The organism is Streptomyces sp. S4.7 (assembly GCF_010384365.1).
Taxonomy (GTDB): Bacteria; Actinomycetota; Actinomycetes; order Streptomycetales; family Streptomycetaceae; genus Streptomyces.
Genome location: NZ_CP048397.1, coordinates 1,440,633 through 1,458,890, shown reverse-complemented (window position 1 = coordinate 1,458,890; position 18,258 = coordinate 1,440,633). Strand labels below are relative to the sequence as shown.

The following is an 18,258-nucleotide window of genomic DNA, read 5'->3' as shown; positions in this document are numbered from 1 at the left end:
GTGTTGAGACTGTGCCGACCCGGGGAACGCCCCCCGGACCCCCGGCCGATTCCCGTGGTTCCCGTCATCGTCCGGCCTCTTGCGTCGTGTTGAGGATGTTCACCTGGCGGAACAGGGCCGACGGGCAGCCGTGCGAGACCGCCGCCACCTGGCCCGGCTGGGCCTTGCCGCAGTTGAAGGCGCCGCCGAGCACATACGTCTGCGGTCCGCCGACCGCCTCCATCGAGCCCCAGAAGTCCGTCGTCGTCGCCTGGTAGGCGACGTCCCGCAACTGCCCGGCCAGCTTGCCGTTCTCGATCCGGAAGAACCGCTGCCCGGTGAACTGGAAGTTGTACCGCTGCATGTCGATCGACCACGAACGGTCGCCGACCACATAGATCCCGCGCTCCACACCGCCGATCAGGTCCTCCGTGCCGAGCCCGCCCGGATCAGGTCGCAACGACACGTTCGCCATGCGCTGCACCGGCACATGGCCCGGCGAGTCGCCGAACGCGCACCCGTTGGAGCGGTCGAAGCCCGTCAGCTTCGCGATCCGCCGGTCCAACTGGTAGCCCACGAGCGTGCCGTCCTTGACGAGATCCCACGACTGGGCCTCGACGCCCTCGTCGTCGTATCCGATCGTCGCCAGCCCGTGCTCCGCCGTCCGGTCACCCGTCACATTCATGATCGACGAGCCGTACGCCAGCTTGCCCAACTGGTCGAAGGTCGCGAAGGACGTGCCCGCGTACGCCGCCTCGTAACCGAGCGCCCGGTCCAGCTCCGTCGCGTGCCCGATCGACTCGTGGATCGTCAGCCAGAGGTTCGACGGGTCGACGACCAGGTCGTACGTCCCCGCCTCGACGCTCGGCGCGCGCATCTTCTCCGCGAGCAGCGCCGGGATCTGCTCCAGCTCCCAGTCCCAGTCCCAGCCGGTGCCCGTCAGGTACTCCCAGCCCCGGCCGGCCGGCGGCGCGATCGTGCGCATCGAGTCGAACTCGCCGCTCTTGCCGTCCACGGCGACCGCCGAGAGCTGCGGGTGCAGCCTGACGCGCTGCTGTGTGGTGACGGTGCCCGCCGTGTCCGCGTAGAACTTGTTCTCGTGGACGGTCAGCAACGAGGCGTCCACATGCGCGACGCCCTCCCCGCGCAGCAGCCGCGCGCTCCACTCCGCCAGGAGACCGGTCTTGTCCTCGTCCGGCACCTCGAACGGGTCGATGTCGTACGCCGACACCCAGGTCTTCTCCGCGTGCACCGGTTCGTCGGCCAGCTCCACCCGCTCGTCCGAGCCCGCCGCCGCGATCACCTTCGCCGACAACTTGGCCATCGCCACGGCCTGTCCGGCGACCCGCGCCGCCGCGTCCATGGTCAGATCGACCCCGGAGGCGAACCCCCACGCGCCGCCGTGCACGACGCGGACCGCGTACCCGAGGTCGGTGGAGTCCGAGGACCCGGCGGGCTTGGCGTCCCGCAGCCGCCAGGCCGCGCTCCGCACCCGCTCGAACCGGAAGTCGGCATGGTCGGCACCGAGAGCACGCGCCCTGGCGAGCGCCGCGTCGGCGAGCGCCCTCAGCGGCAGTGCCAGAAACGACTGATCTACCTCATGGGGCACGTCGGCCTCCCTTTCACACGCCTCGGTAAAGGTGTCCGCAGTGAATCATGCGGTACGGAGGGGAATTTCGCCGCGTTTATGTAGAGACCCCACAGTGACCGTCCCGAGGCCCTGTCAATGCCCGAGTCCACGGACCGGGGGATCGACCGATAGGTTTTCCAGGAACCAGACAGCTACGAAAGGTGCTCCGTTGAGCCGCTCGGTTCTCGTCACCGGAGGAAACCGGGGCATCGGCCTCGCCATTGCCCTGGCCTTCGTCGGCAACGGCGACAAGGTCGCCATCACCTACCGCTCGGGCGAACCGCCCGAGGCCCTGACAGAGGCGGGTGCCCTCGCCGTCCGGTGCGACATCACCGACGCCGAGCAGGTGGAGCAGGCCTACAAGGAGATCGAGGAGACGCACGGCCCCGTGGAGGTGCTGGTCGCCAACGCCGGTATCACCAAGGACCAGTTGCTGATGCGGATGTCCGAGGACGACTTCACCTCCGTCCTCGACACCAACCTCACCGGCACCTTCCGCGTCGTCAAGCGCGCCAACCGCGGCATGCTGCGAGCCAAGCGCGGACGCGTCGTGCTCATCTCCTCCGTGGTCGGGCTGCTCGGCTCGGCCGGCCAGGCGAACTACGCGGCCTCCAAGGCGGGGCTCGTCGGCTTCGCCCGCTCGCTCGCCCGCGAACTCGGCTCGCGCGACATCACGTTCAACGTCGTCGCGCCCGGTTTCGTCGACACCGACATGACCAAGGTGCTCACCGACGAGCAGCGCGCGAAGATCGTCGCCAATGTCCCCCTCGGCCGTTACGCGCTGCCCGAGGAGATCGCGGCCGCGGTGCGCTTCCTCGCGTCGGACGACGCCGCGTACATCACTGGAGCCGTCATTCCCGTTGACGGCGGATTGGGCATGGGTCACTGATCACATGAGTGGAATCCTCGCCGGCAAGCGCATCCTCATCACCGGTGTCCTCACCGACTCCTCCATCGCCTTCCACGCCGCCAAGATCGCGCAGGAAGAGGGCGCGGACGTCATCCTGACCGGCTTCGGGCGCCTCTCGCTCGTCGAGCGCATCGCCAAGCGGCTGCCCAAGCCCGCCCCCGTCATCGAGGTGGACGTCACCAACCAGGAGCACCTGGACTCCCTCGCCGACCGGATCCGTGAGCACCAGGGCGAGGGCGCGAGCCTCGACGGTGTCGTGCACTCGATCGCCTTCGGCCCGCAGGGCGTCTTCAACTTCCTGGAGGCGCAGTGGGAGGACGTCAGCACGGCGGTGCACGTCTCGGCGTACTCGCTCAAGTCGCTGACCACGGCATGTCTGCCGCTGATGGAGCGGGGCGGCTCGGTCGTCGGACTCACCTTCGACGCGCAGTTCGCCTGGCCCAAGTACGACTGGATGGGCGTCGCCAAGGCGGCGCTCGAATCCACCAACCGCTACCTGGCCCGTGACCTGGGTGCCCGGAACATCCGCTGCAACCTCATCTCGGCCGGCCCCATCAAGTCGATGGCCGCCAAGTCCATTCCGGGCTTCGAGGACCTGGCCGAGGTGTGGAGCCACCGCGCGCCGATCGGCTGGGACCTGGCCGACCCGGAGCCGACGGGCCGTGGCGTCGTCGGGCTGCTGTCGGACTTCTTCCCCAAGACGACGGGCGAGATCGTCCACGTCGACGGCGGTGTCCACATGATGGGCGCCTGAACCACGACGGGCCTGACCACGACGGGCCGAGGGGGCCGCGTGACCGCCGGAAGGCGGCACGCGGCTCCCTCGCGTCGTGGGACGCAGAGTTCTCACCGTACGTAGCCGTCCGAGTCGATAAGAGCGACGACTCCCCGCACACTGATCGGGGAGGAGGTGTCGCTGTGTACCGCAGAGCACGCAAGGTGGCCGCCTCGCTGACCGTTGCGGTGCTGATCGTGGCGGGTCTCGCCGTCACCGCCCTCGTACGGGACGATCCGCCGCCGCCCCCGGTGAAGAAGGCCTCGGTGGCGGACACGGCCGGCGCCGGGCGGGCGACCGCGGCCGCCGACGGCCGTGACGGCGGCGAGCGCGACCCGTTCGGGGCCTCCTGCCGTACGGCGATCAAGGGCTCGTCGGTGACCGCGTACTGTCACAATCCGTACCCCGGGACCGACCGCGTCCAGCTGCACGTGGAGTGCGCGCGCTGGTGGGACGTCGACTCCGACAGCGCCCCGGCCGAGGCCGGGCCCGCGCGCCATCTCCAGCTCACCGGACGCTGCTGGAAGGAAGTCGACTCCGCCTGGGTCAGCCACGCACGCGTCGACCCCTGAGAGGTGTCCTGCCGATCAGGCCGGGCTCCCGATCCACGGCGCCGACGTGACATCAGCCGCTGCCGCGGCGGGCACTCCCCGATCCGGCCGATCGAACAAGACACCCCCTGGCCCCGCCCTCTCGGGCCGCTTCACGCGGGCGGGTGGGCCTCAGACCGATTCGCGCAGGCACGTGAACGCGTGGCTCGCCGCCTCCGCGCCCGCCGTCTCCGTGTCCCCGGCCCTGATCGCCGCCACCAGCCGAGCGTGGTCCAGATGGAACGCCGGCCGCAGCTCACGTCCCACATCGGCACGCAGCCCGTCGCGCATCAGCTCGCTCAGGTCCGCGTAGAGCGCGGTGAGTACCTCGTTGTGCGAGGCCGAGACCACCGCGAGGTGCAGGGTCGCGTCGGCGGCCACGAATAGCTCGGCGTCCCCGCCGGCCCACGCCTCCTCGCGGCGCGCCAGCAGTGTCTCCAGCTGCCGCATCTCCCGCTCCGTACGCCGCTCGGCCGCCAGCCGCGCGGCGGCGGCCTCAAGGGTGGAGCGCACCTCCGCGATGTGCCGGGCGTCGGCGTCGGCGAACCGGCGGTGCATCACACCCGCCAGCTCGCTGGTGGCGACGACATAGGTGCCCGAGCCCTGCCGGATGTCCAGGAGCCCGTTGTGCGCCAGCGCGCGGACGGCCTCGCGGACGGTGTTACGGGCCACCCCCAGCTGCTCGACCAGCTCGGGCTCGGTCGGGATGCGCGAGCCCACCGGCCACTCGCCCGACGTGATCTGGTTCCGCAGCTCGGTGATCACCTGATCGGAGAGCGCGGATCGCCGGGGGGAGGTCAGGGCCATGGTGCTCCAGGTTCTCGATGCCGGGGACGACCGGGGCGGCTGTCGCGGGATTGGACAACCAATCATCCCATGATTCTATGATGGCTCCATGCTTGACGAGACCACGACCCCGCTCTCACCCCGGGAGGACATCGCGCCCGCGCCCGCCGATTCTCCCGCACCGTCCCCGTCTCACGGGACGACCGTGTGGCTGACCCGGCTGCTCGTCGTGGGACTCGTCCTCGCCGCCGTCAACCTCCGGCCCGCCATCACCAGCCTCGGGGCGCTGCTCGAAGACGTCCGCGCCGGGCTCCACATGAGCGGCAGCGTCGCCGGGGTGCTCACCTCCGTCCCGGCGCTCTGTTTCGCGGTCTTCGGTGTCACGGCCCCGCGCCTGGCCCGCCGCTTCGGGCCCGGCGCGGTCGTCTGCGCGGGCATGGTGGCGATCACGGCGGGTCTGCTGATCCGCCCCTTCACCAACGGCACGGCCGCCTTCCTCGCGGCGAGCGCGCTCGCGCTGATGGGCATAGCCGTCAGCAATGTGCTGATGCCGGTGATCGTGAAGCGGTACTTCCCCGACCGGGTCGGCACCATGACCGGCCTCTACTCCATGTCGCTGTCCGCCGGCACGGCCGTGGCCGCCGCCGCGACCGTCCCCATGACCGGGGCGCTGGGCGGCAGTTGGCGCCTCGGGCTCGGTCTGTGGGCCGTGGTCGCGGCCGTCGCCGTACTGCCCTGGGCCGCGCTGCTCGTACGCGACCGCAGGAGCGCCGCGACGGCGACCGGCGGCGGCGAGGGGGAGCGGAAGCGGACGTCGGCCCCGGCTCATGCTCCGAGGATCGCCCGCAGCCGCACCGCCTGGGCGCTCGGCACCTTCTTCGGGCTCCAGGCCACGGGCGCGTACATCACCATGGGGTGGATGCCGCAGATCTTCCGCGACGCGGGGGTGTCGGCGGGTACGGCGGGGCTGCTGCTCGCCGTCACGATGGTGATGGGGGTCCCGCTGGCCTTCGTGATCCCCCGGCTGGCCACCCGGATGAAGAACCAGGGCCCGATCGTCATCGCCCTCGGTGCCTGCGGTCTGACCGGATACGCGGGCCTCTTCCTCGCGCCCGCCGCCGGGGCCTGGGTCTGGGCGCTGCTGCTGGGCATCTCGAACTGCGCCTTTCCGCTCGCGCTCACGATGATCGGGATGCGAGCGAGGACCGGCCCGGGGGTCGTACGGCTGTCCGCGTTCGCCCAGAGCACCGGCTATCTGATCTCCATCCCCGGGCCGCTGCTGGTGGGCGTGCTCTACCAGCACAGCGGCGGCTGGGAGCTGCCGATCACGCTGATGGCCGGGCTGATGGTGCCGCAGATCGTGCTGGGTGTGGTGGCGGGCCGGGACCGGACGATCGAGGACGAGTGCTGAGATGAGAAACTGCGCGCATGCCAGTCCTTGACCCGAATCCCCAGAACGGCCAGAAGAAACTGCTGCTGATGTTCGGCACGATCATCGGCATCATGGTCGTGATCGCCGTCATCGCCTCGATCGCCTCGCCCTAGTTCCCCGAAAGCCCTCGGCGAGTGAGCCGAAGGGCTCCCAGCGCCCGGAGGCGAACCGAGCCCTGAAAAAAAGAGGAAAGGGAGGGTGGTGCTGGCACCACCGTCCCTTAGGGGGCCAGGGTCAGGGTCAAGTGGGTGGGTCTCCGGATGGGAGCCGGGGCGGGCGGTCCGTAGCTTTGAGGTACTTCAACCGCAGACCTACGGAGGCGGCCATGGCGGCCCCTACGCACACCCGGTCCCACCGCCCGTCCCCCGACACCGTCGAGATCTCTCTCCCCTGGTGGGCCATCGCACTCCCCGCGATCGCGTTCGCCGCTCTGCTGCTGCTGATGGCCGGTCCCGGGCAGGCCAACGCCGCCGCGGGCGACCCGGGCGTAGGCCGGGTGGTGCACCAGATCCAGCAGACCCTCGCCCGGTAAACCGGGGCGGGTGAGCCCTCCAACACCCCGCGCCTGACGGCGCATTTCGTGCGAAGCTGGGATGCATGAGCGTCGAAACACCCCGCAGGATTGTCCTACTCCGGCACGCGAAGGCCGACTGGCCCGACGTGGCCGACCACGAGAGGCCGCTCGCCGAGCGAGGCCGCGCGGACGCCCCGGTGGCCGGGCGCCGGCTCGCGGAGACCGGTATCGCGTTCGATCTGGCTCTCTGTTCGACGGCGGCCCGCACGCGCGAGACCTGGAAGCTGGCGGTGCACGAACTCCCGCAGCGCCCCAGGACCGTGTACGAGGACCGGTTGTACGACGCGACGCTCGGCGATCTCCTGGCGCTGCTCACCGAGACGTCGGACGAGGTGAACGACCTCCTGCTGATCGGCCACAACCCCGGTATGCACGCCCTCGCCGACGCCCTCTCGGCCCGTGCCGAGGGTGACGCGCTGGGCCGGCTGACCGCGAGCGCGTTCCCGACCTCGGCGTTCGCCGTCATCGGCTTCACCGGCTCGTGGAAGACCGTGGAGCCCGATGTGGGGACGCTGCTCGAATACTGGGCTCCGCACGACTGACCGTCCTTCTCCGTTGCCCTCGACCGCTCCAACTCCTTTGACGACGAAGCCCCGGCGCGGTGTGCGTGCCGGGGCTTCCTGCCGGGGCCGGCCGCGGGGCGACGGGCGCGTTCGGGCGGCGGGCGGACTCAGACGGACGGGCCCTCGGCCCCCTCCACCTCTTCGACCTCTTCGCGCGTGATGCCCAGCAGATAGAGCACCGTGTCCAGGAACGGCACGTTCACCGCCGTGTCAGCCGCCCTGCGGACCACGGGCTTGGCGTTGAACGCGACGCCCAGCCCGGCCGCGTTCAGCATGTCGAGATCGTTCGCACCGTCGCCGATCGCGACGGTCTGGGAGAGCGGCACCCCGGCCTCGGCGGCGAACCGGCGCAGCAGCCTGGCCTTGCCCGCCCGGTCGACGATCTCGCCCACGACGCGACCGGTGAGCTTCCCGTCCACTATCTCCAGCGTGTTCGCCGAGGCGAAGTCCAGCCCGAGCTGTTCCTTCAGCGCGTCGGTCACCTGGGTGAACCCGCCGGACACGACGCCCACTTGATAGCCGAGCCGCTTGAGCGTACGGATCAGGGTGCGGGCGCCGGGCGTGAGCCGTACCTCCGTGCGTACCTTGTCCACCACCGACGAGTCGAGTCCGGCGAGCAGCGCCACGCGCGCGTGCAGCGACTGCTCGAAGTCCAGCTCGCCGGCCATGGCCCTGGCCGTCACCTCGGCGACCTGCTCCTCGCAGCCCGCGTGCGCGGCGAACAGTTCGATGACCTCGTCCTGGATGAGGGTCGAGTCGACGTCCATCACGATCAGCCGCTGCGCCCGGTGGTGCAGCCCGGCCGAGACGACGGCGACATCCACCCCGATCTCGGCGGCCTCGGTCGCCAGCGCCGTGCGCAGCGGTTCCGTCTCCGCGCCCGACACCGCGAACTCCACCGCGGTGACCGGGTACTTCGCCAGCCGGAAGACACGGTCGATGTTCCCGCCGGTCGAGGTGATGCGGGCGGCGATGGCCGCCGTCGACTCGGCGGACAGCGGATGCCCGAGCACCGTGACATGGGAACGGCCGCTGCCGCGCGGCCTGTTGTCGCCGGTCCCGGAGATGATCTCGGCCTGGAGCTTCAGGGACTCGGCCCAGCTGTGGACGGTCGCGCGCAGTGCGCCCTCGGCACCGTCGCCGCCCGGCGAGGTGACGAGCGCGCACAGGACGATACGGCCACGGGTGACGACCTGCTCGATGTCTATGACGTCGAGCGAATAGGCGGCGAGGGTGTCGAAGAGGCCGGCGGTGATCCCGGGGCGGTCTTTCCCGAAGATCTTGACGAGAAGTGTGGGGGCGGCGTCAGTGGCCTGACGGGGCTGCGATGCGCTCATGGTGATCCCACCGTATCGGGCGTGACGCGTGGGGCGACCCGGCGTCCCGCGTACCGGACATGCCACGAGTAGGCCACGGGCGTGCCACGGAATGCCTCGTGGGACACGAGTCCCGGTTGAGGGTTTTGCGGCTGTTCACTTACGTTTCGCCGTGCCACTTACGGGATTTTGCGCTCTTTCCCGAGGCCCGACTTTCGTATATGGGGGCGGGCCTGAAATAGTTCCCCCCGATGTTCGCCATCCCTAGACTCCCTGTGATGGGAGCAACCCGGGGGACAACTAGTGGGGCATGGAGTGCCGGAACTCGTACTTGAACTGAACGGAAGGACCTGGACGCTCGATCAGTCCAGGTCGTACACCCTGGGACGTGATCCGCAGGGCGACCTGGTGATCGATGACGCCCGGGTCTCGTGGCGCCACGCCACCATCAGCTGGGGGGGCCGTAGTTGGGTAATTGAAGACCACGGCAGCACCAACGGCACTTATGTGCAGGGCCAGCGGATCCACCAGATGGAAATCGGCCCCGGTACCGCTGTGCATCTCGGTAATGCGACCGACGGACCGCGGCTGAGCCTGAGCGGCGCGGCGGCCGGTGCGTACAACCCGCAGGGCGCGGCGCCCCAGCAGGCCCAGGCGCCACAGGCCCAGGCACCGCAGGTGCAGCAGCCGCAGCCGCAGGGCGGCCCGGGCTGGGCGCCCCAGCAGCAGCCGTCCCAGCAGCAGCCCCAGCAGCCTCAGCACGGCTACGTACCGCCGCAGCACGGAGGGCCGGGGGGCCCCGCCGCCGGCGGTCCCGGTGGTCATGGCGGTCCCGGCTCGGGTGGCGCGGCGGGGGCGCCGCCGGTGTACGGGGACCGCAGCCCGACAACCTTCCACCAGGTGGCTCTCGGCCGGGTGATGCGCATCGGCCGTGCGCTGGAGAACGAACTGGTCGTCTCCGACCTCCAGGTCTCCCGTCTGCACGCCGAGTTCACCTCGACGCCCGACGGCCGTTTCCAGATCCGCGACCTCGGCTCCCACAACGGCACGTACGTCAACGGTCAGCCGATCCCCAAGTCCGGTACGGCGCTCATCGGCCCGAACGACATCGTGGGCGTCGGTCACTCGACGTTCCGCCTCGTCGGAGACCGGCTCGAAGAGTTCGTCGACACCGGTGAGGTCTCCTTCTCGGCCCGCCACCTCACGGTGACGGTCGACGGCGGCAAGCAGATCCTCAAGGACGTCTCCTTCGGCGTCCCCGAGAAGTCGCTCATCGCGGTCATCGGCCCCTCGGGCTCCGGCAAGTCCACGCTCCTCAAGGCGCTCACCGGCTACCGGCCGGCCAACGAGGGCGACGTCCTGTACGACAACAGGAATCTGTACAAGCAGTTCGCCGAGCTGCGCCAGCGCATCGGTCTGGTCCCGCAGGACGACATCCTGCACAAGGAGCTGACCGTACGGAAGGCGCTCAAGTACGCCGCCAAGCTCCGCTTCCCCGGTGACACCGCCGAGTCCGAGCGCGAGGCCCGTATCGACGAGGTGCTGCGCGAGCTGAAGCTCGACATCCACAAGGAGAAGCGGGTCACCTCGCTCTCCGGTGGCCAGCGCAAGCGTGTCTCGGTCGCCCTCGAACTGCTGACCAAGCCGTCGCTGATCTTCCTGGACGAGCCCACCTCGGGCCTCGACCCGGGCATGGACCGCGACGTCATGCAGCTGCTGCGCGGCCTCGCCGACGACGGCCGTACCGTCCTGGTCGTCACGCACTCGGTGGCCGAGCTGGCGATCTGCGACAAGCTGCTCGTCATGGCGCCGGGCGGCTCGGTCGCCTACTTCGGACCGCCGAAGGAGGCGCTCAACTTCTTCGGCTACACCACCTGGGCCGATGTCTTCTCGGCGTTCGAGAACTACCGCGACTACGACTGGGCGGGCCGCTGGCGCGGCTCGCAGCACTACCAGATGTACGCCGCCGACATCGACGCCGTCGCCGCGCAGTCGGTCCACATGCCGTCGCCGCAGCAGATGCGCCCGCCGAAGCCGCAGAGCTGGGGCTCCCAGCTCTGGACGCTGATCCGCCGCTACTCCTCGGTGATCGCCTCCGACCGGGGCTTCCTCGGTCTGATGGTGATATTGCCCGCCGTCCTCGGCGTGGTGAGCGTCGTGATCCCGGCGGAGTACGGACTGGGCCCGCCGGAGGCGCCGGACAGGTTCAACGGCAAGGCCGGGACGATCCTGCTGATCCTCGCGGTCGGCATGTGCTTCTCGGGTGCGGCCAACTCCGTAAGAGAGCTGATCAAGGAACGGGTGATCTACGAACGGGAACGGGCCACCGGCCTGTCCCGCTCCGCGTACCTGATGTCCAAGGTCATCGTGCTCGGTGTGATCACGGCCTTCCAGGGCGTCATCATCTGCGGCATCGGCTTCGCGCCCCGCGCGCTGCCCGACGAGGGCCTGATCATGCCGCCGGCCGTCGAGATGTGCATCGTCATCATCGCGCTCGGTTTCACGTCGATGATGTTCGGTCTGGTGATCTCCTCGCTGGTGAAGACCGCCGAGAAGACCATGCCGCTGCTGGTCATGTTCGCGATCGTCCAGGTCGTCTTCACCGGCACGCTCTTCCAGGTCTACGGTTCACCGGGCCTGGAGCAGTTCGCCTGGCTGATGCCCTCGCGCTGGGCGATCGCCGGTACCGGCTCGACCCTCGACCTGGCGCATCTGATGCCGCCGTGGGACCCCAAGAGCCCCAACGACCTGGACCCGCTCTGGGACCACTCGGTGGCGCAGTGGGGCTTCAACGTCACGGTGCTGCTGCTCATCGGAGTCGTGTGCGGGGTCGTGGTGGCGCGGTTGCTGCGCCGCCACGAGCCGGAGGTCATGCGCAAGTAACGCGGAGTGCGCGGAGCAGGCACGAGGAGCGCTTCACGCGCGGCACGCACGCCGCCGGCGGGCGGCACCCCTTCGCGGGGTGCCGCCCACCGGCGTCTGTGCGTGGCCTGTGTCGCGCGTCGTGCGCGCGGTGTGCGTGGACGTAGGGGCCTCGCTGCCCCTACGGCCTTGCGGGGGACGGTCGTGCGGCGGCTCAGTAGGCGCTGTCGACGTTGTCGATCGAGCCGTAGCGGTCGGCGGCGTAGTTGGCCGCGGCGACGATGTTGGCGACCGGGTGGTACTGGCTGTCCGGCGTGCCCTTGACGTGGTACGCGTCGAAGGTCGGCTTGATGACCTGGAGCAGGCCGATCGACGGGACGCCGTTCTTCGCGTTGATGTCCCAGTTGTTGATCGCACGCGGGTCGCCGCTGGACTCACGGATGATGTTGCGGTGCAGACCCTCGTACGTGCCGGGGATCTTCTCCTTCTTCATGATGGACAGGGCTTCCTTGATCCATCCGTTCAGGTTGTTGGCGTAGGCGGGCTTGCGGTCGGCGGAGCGGTTGGCCTTGGCCTTCTCGGCCGCGCGCTTCTTGGCCTTCTCGGCCGCCTTGGCCTTGGCGGTGGCCTTCTTCTCGGCGGCGGTCTTGTCCTTGGTGTCGGCCTTGACCGTCGCCGTCGCCGAACCCTGCTTCGCGTGAATCTCCGCGACGCGGTCGGCGATGTTGTCCTGCTTGGTCAGGCTCTTGTGGGCGGCCGCGGCCTGGCCGCTGCCGTTCGCGATGTTCCAGGCCGCCGGGGCGGTGGACACGGAGGCGGCCACGTTCTTGCTCTGGGACTCGGCGGATGCGTTGCCCGGGATCAAGGAGAAGCTGACGGCCGCGGCGGCGACTGCTGTCACGCCGGCGATCGAGAGCTTGTGGCTCTTCTTCAGTCGGTTGCCAGTGGTGCTGGACGCGGTCATACGACATACCTCTTCGAATAGCGGGAGTCGCGGTGGCCGGTCGGCCTGATGCCTTCTTATCGGCGGCGACGGCTGCAATTCTTAGCGGCAGCAAAAACATGTGGCAAAGGTGGGATGTACGACCCGTGATAGTTGAAAGGGGTGTAAAAGAGACATCCCGCTGCCCGATTGGGGCATGCTTGTGCCGGTCGTTATGTCCACTACGTACCTTCGTAAGTGATGTGCGTCCTATGTGTGGCGTCACATTGGGCGGGTGCCCGCTTCACCTGAAGTTGCTGGCGCAACCCGGAGAGTGAGCGGTCTCGTCCGGCAGGACGAGGTGGACGTCGCCGAACTCGTGCCAGAGGCAGAGATGGCGTACAGCCGCCGTATAACCGCGTTCCAGCGCCGTGCGGCCGGCGATCGCCTCCAGCATCAGCAGATGCGAGGCCTCCGGCTCGTGCGCCCCGGTCGGCAGCCCGTCCACGACGCGCACCCCGCGCCGCGGGGGTGACCGCCAGCTCCGTCCAGCCGGCCGCCGGCCGCCGGCCGCACGACCCCACCGGGACCGGCCGCCGCCTCCTGGCGTCCGCAGCTCCACCGCCCACCGGCCGTCGTCCCCGCGCGTGGAGAAGTGGGCGACCAGCCGCTCCCCGCCCAGGCGCGCGTCGACCGCGGCCGGCAGCGTCGGCGGGGTGTTCACCACGGGCACGTCCCCCGCCCGCAGGTGCCCCGCCAGCTCCCCGAACACGTGGTGCGCACCTCCGTGCCCCGGGTCACCGGGAGCCGTACGTCGTCCCGCCCGAACCGCGCTGCTCGGCGGGCACCCGCGCGAAGAGCGCGTCGGGCACCCGCAGCCCCTCCAGTCCCGCCGGCCCGTCCCAGCACACGGCCGCCCCGGTCATGGCGCCACGCTCAGCAACGACGTGGCCGAGTAACGGCCGCTCCTCGGCCGTTGCCGCAGCAGCGCAAGGAAGCCCGGCACCACGGACCGGGGGTCCGGCCGCGTCTCACCGTCGTCCGGGACGGCCGCCGCGTACAGATCCGTCTGCATGTCGCCCGGGTCGACCGTCCACACCCGCAGTCGCGGCTCCTCCACGGCCAGCACGGCGGCCAGATGGTCGAGGGCGGCCTTCGACGCCCCGTACCCGCCCCAGGTCTCGTACGCCTCCGCCGCCGCGTCCGAACTGACGGCGATCACCGTGCCCGCAGCGCTCGCCCGCAGTAACGGCAGCGCCTCCTGCACCAGGCCCAGCGCGGCCACCACATTCGTCTCCAGCGCGGCCCGCAGCCCGACGAGCGCCAGCGCGTCCAGCCGCACCAGTGGCTCGGCGCCCAGCGCGCTCGCGTTGCTCACCAGCAGATCGAGCCCGCCGAGCCCGCCCGCCGCCGCGGCCAGCTCCGCGCGGTGGACGGGATCGGTCACATCACCCGGGACCGCCGTCACGCGAGTCCCGTGCGCCCGGATCTCGTGCGCCGCCTCCGCCAGCGGCCCCGCCGTCCTGGCGTCGAGCACCAGGTCCCAGCCTTCGCGCGCGAGCGCGTCGCCGAGTGCGCGCCCCAGCCCCTTGGAAGCACCCGTGATGATCGCTACCGACATGGCGTCCGCTCCTTCTCGCCTCGGGTCGGCTCCGGACGACGTCGCCGAGGGCCGTTGTCCTCAACGTAGAAAGGACGGGTGCCTCGGCGCCTCGGGCGCGAGTCCCGCCGTGCCGAGGCACTTCGGCCTAGGTCCTGTCTTCGAACTGGCGTCGCGAGCCGGACGCCAGTTCGAAGACGGGACCTAGGCCGTCGGCCCTCGTCCCACTGCGCCTCAGGTCCGATCCGGGCGCTTCCGCCCGCCGGTACGGTGAGGCCATGAGCCATCGACCGAGCTCCGGGCTCGCCGCCGTGAGCAGCGCACTCCTGGCGATGAGCAGACATCTGGAAGTACGGGACGTTCTCAAGACGATCGTCGCCTCCGCGCGCGAACTGCTCGACGCCGAGTACGCGGCGCTCGGCGTCCCCGACGACCACGGCGGCTTCTCCCAGTTCGTGGTCGACGGCGTCAGCGACGCGCAGTGGAAGGCCATCGGCCCGCTCCCGCGCCAGCACGGCATCCTCGCCGCGATGCTGCACGAGGCGCGGCCCGAGCGGCTCGCCGATGTGAAGAAGGACCCCCGCTTCGGCGGCTGGCCCAGCGCCCACCCCGACATGTCCGACTTCCTCGGCCTGCCCATCCGCGACGGCGAGCAGACGATCGGCATCCTCTTCCTCGCCAACAAGCGCTGCCCCAAGCCGGTCGGCGGCTGCGGATTCACCGAGGAGGACGAGGAACTCCTCGGCATCCTTGCCCAGCACGCGGCGATCGCCCTCACCAACGCCAGGCTGTACGAGCGCAGCCGCGAGCTGACCATCGCCGAGGAACGCTCCCGGCTCGCCCACGAACTCCACGACGCGGTCAGCCAGAAGCTCTTCTCCCTGCGGCTCACCGCCCAGGCCGTCTCCAGTCTCATCGACCGCGACCCGGCACGGGCCAAGGGCGAACTGCAGCAGGTCGCCGACCTCGCCGCCGAGGCCGCCGACGAGCTGCGCGCCGCCGTCGTCGAGCTGCGCCCCGCGGCGCTCGACGAGGACGGTCTCGTCCACACCCTGCGCACCCACATCCAGGTACTCGACCGCGCCCACTCCGCACAGGTCACCTTCGACAGCTGCGGGGTACGGGCGCTGCCCGCCGCCCAGGAGGAGGCGATGCTGCGGGTGGCCCAGGAAGCGCTCCACAACGCGCTGCGCCACTCCGGCGCGGACCGCGTCGACGTCTCCATCGCCCCCCGGGGACCGGGCGCGGTCCTCAGCGTCACCGACAACGGCAAGGGCTTCGAACCGAGGACCGTCCGCAGGGCCGGCCGCCACCTCGGGCTCGTCTCGATGCGGGACAGGTCCAGCGGTGTGGGCGGCAGGCTGACCGTGCAATCGGCGCCCGGACAGGGCACCACGATCGAGATGGAAGTGCCCGGTGGCTGACAACAGGAGAATCCGCGTGCTGCTGGTGGACGACCACCAGGTGGTCCGGCGCGGACTGCGCACCTTCCTGGAGATCCAGGACGACATAGAGGTCGTCGGCGAGGCGTCCGACGGCGACGAGGGCGTCGCCGGCGCGGAGGAGCTGCGCCCGGACGTCGTCCTGATGGACATCAAGATGCCGGGCACCGACGGCATCGAGGCGCTGCGCAAGCTCCGCGATCTCGCCAACCCGGCCAAGGTGCTGATCGTCACGAGCTTCACCGAGCAGCGCACGGTGGTGCCCGCGCTGCGTGCCGGGGCCGCCGGTTACGTGTACAAGGACGTCGACCCGGAGGCGCTGGCCGGCGCGATCCGCTCCGTGCACGCCGGTCATGTGCTGCTCCAGCCGGAGGTGGCGGGCGCCCTGCTGGCCCAGGACGACCCCGGCACGGGGCACGGGCGGGGGTCCTCGCTGACCGACCGGGAGCGCGAGGTGCTCACGCTGATCGCGGACGGCCGCTCCAACCGGGAGATCGCCCGCGCGCTCGTCCTGTCGGAGAAGACCGTCAAGACGCACGTTTCGAACATTTTGATGAAGCTCGACCTCGCCGACCGCACGCAGGCCGCGCTGTGGGCCGTACGGCACGGGATCACCGGCTGAGGACGGGACCGGCGCGGGCCCGGGGTCTTCCCCACCGGCGATTCGGAATGTCGTCTTCCGATCAGAGATTCATACCGTCGGGTGTATGTAACCCACACGGCGTATCCCCGGAGGCGTCCGCGCGTTCTCCATGGCGTGCCGCGGAGTACCGCCGCGGCCCTTGCGATGGAGGATCCTGAAAAATGAACAACCTCAAGAAGGCCGCCGCCCTCACCATGATCGCCGGTGGCCTCGTCGCCGCGGGCTCCGGTGCCGCCTTCGCCACCGACGGCGCCCACGCCGACGGCAAGGCCGTGCACTCGCCGGGCGTCGGCTCGGGCAACCTCGTGCAGGCCCCGATCCACATCCCGGTGAACGCGGTCGGCAACACGGTCAACGTGATCGGCGTCCTCAACCCGGCGTTCGGCAACGGCGGCTTCAACGGCTGATCCACCACCCGCCCCACCGCCTGCCAGGCCCCGCGGCCCCGGTGCCCGTCCTCAGCGACGGGCACCGGGGCCGTGCCCTATGTCACACCCCGGGCCCGTTCAGCGCGGCCCGCGGTCCAACTCCTCCACATAGGCGTTGTACGCCGCCACCTGCGCCCGCCTCGACACCCGCTCCACCGGCCGCAGCGCCTCACCGCGCGCCGCCATCTCCGACGCGCTCACCGCCCCGCCGTGCCCGTTCTCCCGCGCCAGCTCGACCAGCAGACCCACCCGCTGCGCCAGCTCCAGCACCCGTACCGCACGCGGCGGATAGCCAGGAGCCAGCACCTCACGGCCACGCTCGGCCCGCGCCCGGTACGCGTCCAAAGCCGCCTCCGCCACCGGCCCCGACCCCGCCACGTCCAGCCGCGACAGCACGTCCGTCGCGTCCCGCAGCGCCTCGGCCAGCTCCCGCTCCGCCTCACCGAGCGACGGTACGTCCGCCGGCGGCGCCTCACGCACCGGCAGACAGTCCCAGACCACCTCGACATGAAGGTCACCCTCGGGTCCCACCGCCGACACCCCGGGCACCAGCCCGTACGGCGCCCCCGACGTGACCACCGCCTCTTCGGCCTCCAGCGCACGGGCGTTGAACTCCGGCGGTCCGCTGAGCCCCAGCGGATGCCCCGGCGCCGGAAGCGCCACCCGGTACCCCGTCACCCCCAGCGCGCGCAGCCGGCCCAGCGCCAGCGTCAGCCCGACCGGCCCCGTCTCCCCGGGCAGCCCGGCCACCCGGTGCACCGCGTCCGGCCCGACGATCGCGAGCACGGCGTCGTCCGGCGATACGAAACCGGCAAGGAGGGCATTTCCCCAGGCCGCCAAGAGTCCTGAGCGTGGTTCCAGAAGCATGGCCCCAGCCTAGGGAACGGACCTAAGGAGTTGACCGCCGGACCGGTGGCGTAGGTTTTCCCTGTGGAGCTGCGCCCACAGGCGCATGCCGGATCTCAAGACAGCATGGGGAGACAACGCGCTCATGAGCGATGTACTGGAGCTGGTGGACGTATCCGTGGTCCGCGACGGCCGCGCTCTGGTGGACGACGTCTCCTGGTCCGTCAAGGAAGGCGAACGCTGGGTCATCCTCGGCCCCAACGGCGCCGGAAAGACCACCCTCCTCAACCTCGCGTCCAGCTACCTCTTCCCCTCCAAGGGCAAGGTCAAGATCCTCGGCGACAAGCTCGGCAAGGTCGACGTCTTCGAACTCCGCCCCCGCATCGGCATGGCCGGAGTCGCCATGGCCGAGAAGCTGCCCAAGCGCCAGACCGTGCTCCAGACGGTCCTCACCGCCGCGTACGGCATGACCGCCACCTGGCACGAGAACTACGACGAGGTCGACGAGCGGCGCGCCCGCGCCTTCCTCGACCGGCTCGGCATGACCGAGTACCTGGACCGCAGATTCGGCACGCTCTCCGAGGGCGAACGCAAGCGCACCCTGATCGCCCGCGCGATGATGACCGACCCCGAACTGCTGCTCCTCGACGAGCCCGCCGCCGGTCTCGACCTCGGCGGCCGGGAGGATCTCGTACGCCGGCTCGGCAGGCTCGCCAGGGACCCGTACGCCCCCTCCATGATCATGGTCACCCACCATGTCGAGGAGATCGCCCCCGGCTTCACGCACGTCCTCATGATCCGCCAGGGCAAGGTCCTCGCCGCCGGACCCATGGAGACCGAGCTGACGTCCCGTAACCTCTCCCTCTGCTTCGGCCTTCCGCTCGTCGTCGAGCAGGCCAACGACCGCTGGTCCGCCCGCGGTCTGCCCCTTCGCTGACCTCCGGGCGCCCGGCGGTCCCG

The 18,258-nt window shown here is 70.4% G+C and carries 18 protein-coding genes and 1 pseudogene; 12 read left to right on the top strand and 7 right to left on the bottom strand.

From position 1 onward, the window contains the following. Positions 1–64: 64 nt before the first annotated feature. Positions 65–1,588 (bottom strand): TldD/PmbA family protein, encoded by a 1,524-nt coding sequence (locus SSPS47_RS06435; protein ID WP_164249411.1) that lies wholly within the window; start codon positions 1,586–1,588, stop codon positions 65–67. Between the two features lie 190 nt (positions 1,589–1,778). On the opposite strand from SSPS47_RS06435, the gene fabG reads away from it, so the two are divergent. From fabG to SSPS47_RS06420, 3 genes are all read left to right on the top strand, one after another. Beyond that, a complete protein-coding gene (gene fabG, locus SSPS47_RS06430; RefSeq protein WP_164249409.1) occupies positions 1,779–2,498 on the top strand; it encodes a 3-oxoacyl-[acyl-carrier-protein] reductase in 720 nt (239 codons plus the stop codon). A 4-nt stretch (positions 2,499–2,502) separates the two neighbouring features. Beyond that, positions 2,503–3,273, top strand: coding sequence for an enoyl-ACP reductase FabI (gene fabI / locus SSPS47_RS06425; protein WP_147872018.1), 771 nt, complete (start codon positions 2,503–2,505; stop codon positions 3,271–3,273). Positions 3,274–3,437: 164 nt separating this feature from the next. Next, positions 3,438–3,866, top strand: a complete 429-nt coding sequence (locus tag SSPS47_RS06420; protein WP_164249407.1) for a hypothetical protein — start codon at positions 3,438–3,440, stop codon at positions 3,864–3,866. A 150-nt stretch (positions 3,867–4,016) separates the two neighbouring features. Here the strand turns inward: SSPS47_RS06420 and SSPS47_RS06415 are convergent, their stop codons facing one another. Then, entirely contained in the window at positions 4,017–4,691 is a 675-nt protein-coding gene (locus tag SSPS47_RS06415) for an FCD domain-containing protein (protein ID WP_164249405.1), read from the bottom strand. Between the two features lie 88 nt (positions 4,692–4,779). Between SSPS47_RS06415 and SSPS47_RS06410 the strand changes: the two genes are divergently transcribed. The 4 genes from SSPS47_RS06410 (at position 4,780) to SSPS47_RS06400 (ending at position 7,218) form a co-directional block, all read left to right on the top strand. After that, positions 4,780–6,081: an MFS transporter gene (locus SSPS47_RS06410; RefSeq protein ID WP_164249403.1), complete on the top strand. Its 1,302-nt coding sequence runs from the start codon at positions 4,780–4,782 to the stop codon at positions 6,079–6,081. A 17-nt stretch (positions 6,082–6,098) separates the two neighbouring features. Further along, positions 6,099–6,215, top strand: coding sequence for an SGM_5486 family transporter-associated protein (locus tag SSPS47_RS35945; RefSeq protein ID WP_023542633.1), 117 nt, complete (start codon positions 6,099–6,101; stop codon positions 6,213–6,215). Positions 6,216–6,427: 212 nt separating this feature from the next. Further along, positions 6,428–6,634 (top strand): hypothetical protein, encoded by a 207-nt coding sequence (locus SSPS47_RS06405; protein WP_164249401.1) that lies wholly within the window; start codon positions 6,428–6,430, stop codon positions 6,632–6,634. Between the two features lie 65 nt (positions 6,635–6,699). Next, positions 6,700–7,218 carry a histidine phosphatase family protein gene (locus SSPS47_RS06400; protein WP_164249399.1) on the top strand — a complete coding sequence of 173 codons (519 nt, stop codon included), beginning with the start codon at positions 6,700–6,702 and terminating at the stop codon, positions 7,216–7,218. Between the two features lie 128 nt (positions 7,219–7,346). On the opposite strand, the gene serB is transcribed toward SSPS47_RS06400, so the two are convergent. Continuing rightward, positions 7,347–8,576, bottom strand: a complete 1,230-nt coding sequence (gene serB, locus SSPS47_RS06395) for a phosphoserine phosphatase SerB (protein WP_164249397.1) — start codon at positions 8,574–8,576, stop codon at positions 7,347–7,349. A gap of 282 nt (positions 8,577–8,858) precedes the next feature. Between serB and SSPS47_RS06390 the strand changes: the two genes are divergently transcribed. Then, entirely contained in the window at positions 8,859–11,438 is a 2,580-nt protein-coding gene (locus SSPS47_RS06390; protein WP_164249395.1) for an FHA domain-containing protein, read from the top strand. A 193-nt stretch (positions 11,439–11,631) separates the two neighbouring features. On the opposite strand, the gene SSPS47_RS06385 is transcribed toward SSPS47_RS06390, so the two are convergent. From SSPS47_RS06385 to SSPS47_RS06375, 3 genes and pseudogenes are all read right to left on the bottom strand, one after another. Continuing rightward, a complete protein-coding gene (locus SSPS47_RS06385) occupies positions 11,632–12,381 on the bottom strand; it encodes a transglycosylase SLT domain-containing protein (protein ID WP_164249393.1) in 750 nt (249 codons plus the stop codon). A 262-nt stretch (positions 12,382–12,643) separates the two neighbouring features. Continuing rightward, positions 12,644–13,265: pseudogene (locus SSPS47_RS06380) on the bottom strand (S-adenosylmethionine:tRNA ribosyltransferase-isomerase). Then, complete coding sequence (locus SSPS47_RS06375; protein WP_164249390.1) at positions 13,262–13,960, bottom strand: SDR family oxidoreductase; 699 nt, start codon at positions 13,958–13,960, stop codon at positions 13,262–13,264. The pseudogene SSPS47_RS06380 and the gene SSPS47_RS06375 overlap by 4 nt, the downstream one beginning before the upstream one ends. Before the next feature lie 257 nt (positions 13,961–14,217). On the opposite strand from SSPS47_RS06375, the gene SSPS47_RS06370 reads away from it, so the two are divergent. From SSPS47_RS06370 to SSPS47_RS06360, 3 genes are all read left to right on the top strand, one after another. After that, positions 14,218–15,363, top strand: a complete 1,146-nt coding sequence (locus tag SSPS47_RS06370; RefSeq protein ID WP_164249388.1) for a GAF domain-containing sensor histidine kinase — start codon at positions 14,218–14,220, stop codon at positions 15,361–15,363. Next, complete coding sequence (locus SSPS47_RS06365; RefSeq protein WP_078078017.1) at positions 15,356–16,003, top strand: response regulator transcription factor; 648 nt, start codon at positions 15,356–15,358, stop codon at positions 16,001–16,003. Before SSPS47_RS06370 ends, SSPS47_RS06365 begins: the two co-directional genes overlap by 8 nt. Positions 16,004–16,185: 182 nt before the next feature. After that, positions 16,186–16,431, top strand: a complete 246-nt coding sequence (locus SSPS47_RS06360) for a chaplin (RefSeq protein WP_164249386.1) — start codon at positions 16,186–16,188, stop codon at positions 16,429–16,431. A 99-nt stretch (positions 16,432–16,530) separates the two neighbouring features. Here the strand turns inward: SSPS47_RS06360 and SSPS47_RS06355 are convergent, their stop codons facing one another. Then, positions 16,531–17,319 carry a hypothetical protein gene (locus SSPS47_RS06355; RefSeq protein WP_147871993.1) on the bottom strand — a complete coding sequence of 263 codons (789 nt, stop codon included), beginning with the start codon at positions 17,317–17,319 and terminating at the stop codon, positions 16,531–16,533. Positions 17,320–17,443: 124 nt separating this feature from the next. Between SSPS47_RS06355 and SSPS47_RS06350 the strand changes: the two genes are divergently transcribed. After that, positions 17,444–18,235 carry an ABC transporter ATP-binding protein gene (locus SSPS47_RS06350; protein ID WP_147871991.1) on the top strand — a complete coding sequence of 264 codons (792 nt, stop codon included), beginning with the start codon at positions 17,444–17,446 and terminating at the stop codon, positions 18,233–18,235. Positions 18,236–18,258 lie beyond the last annotated feature (23 nt).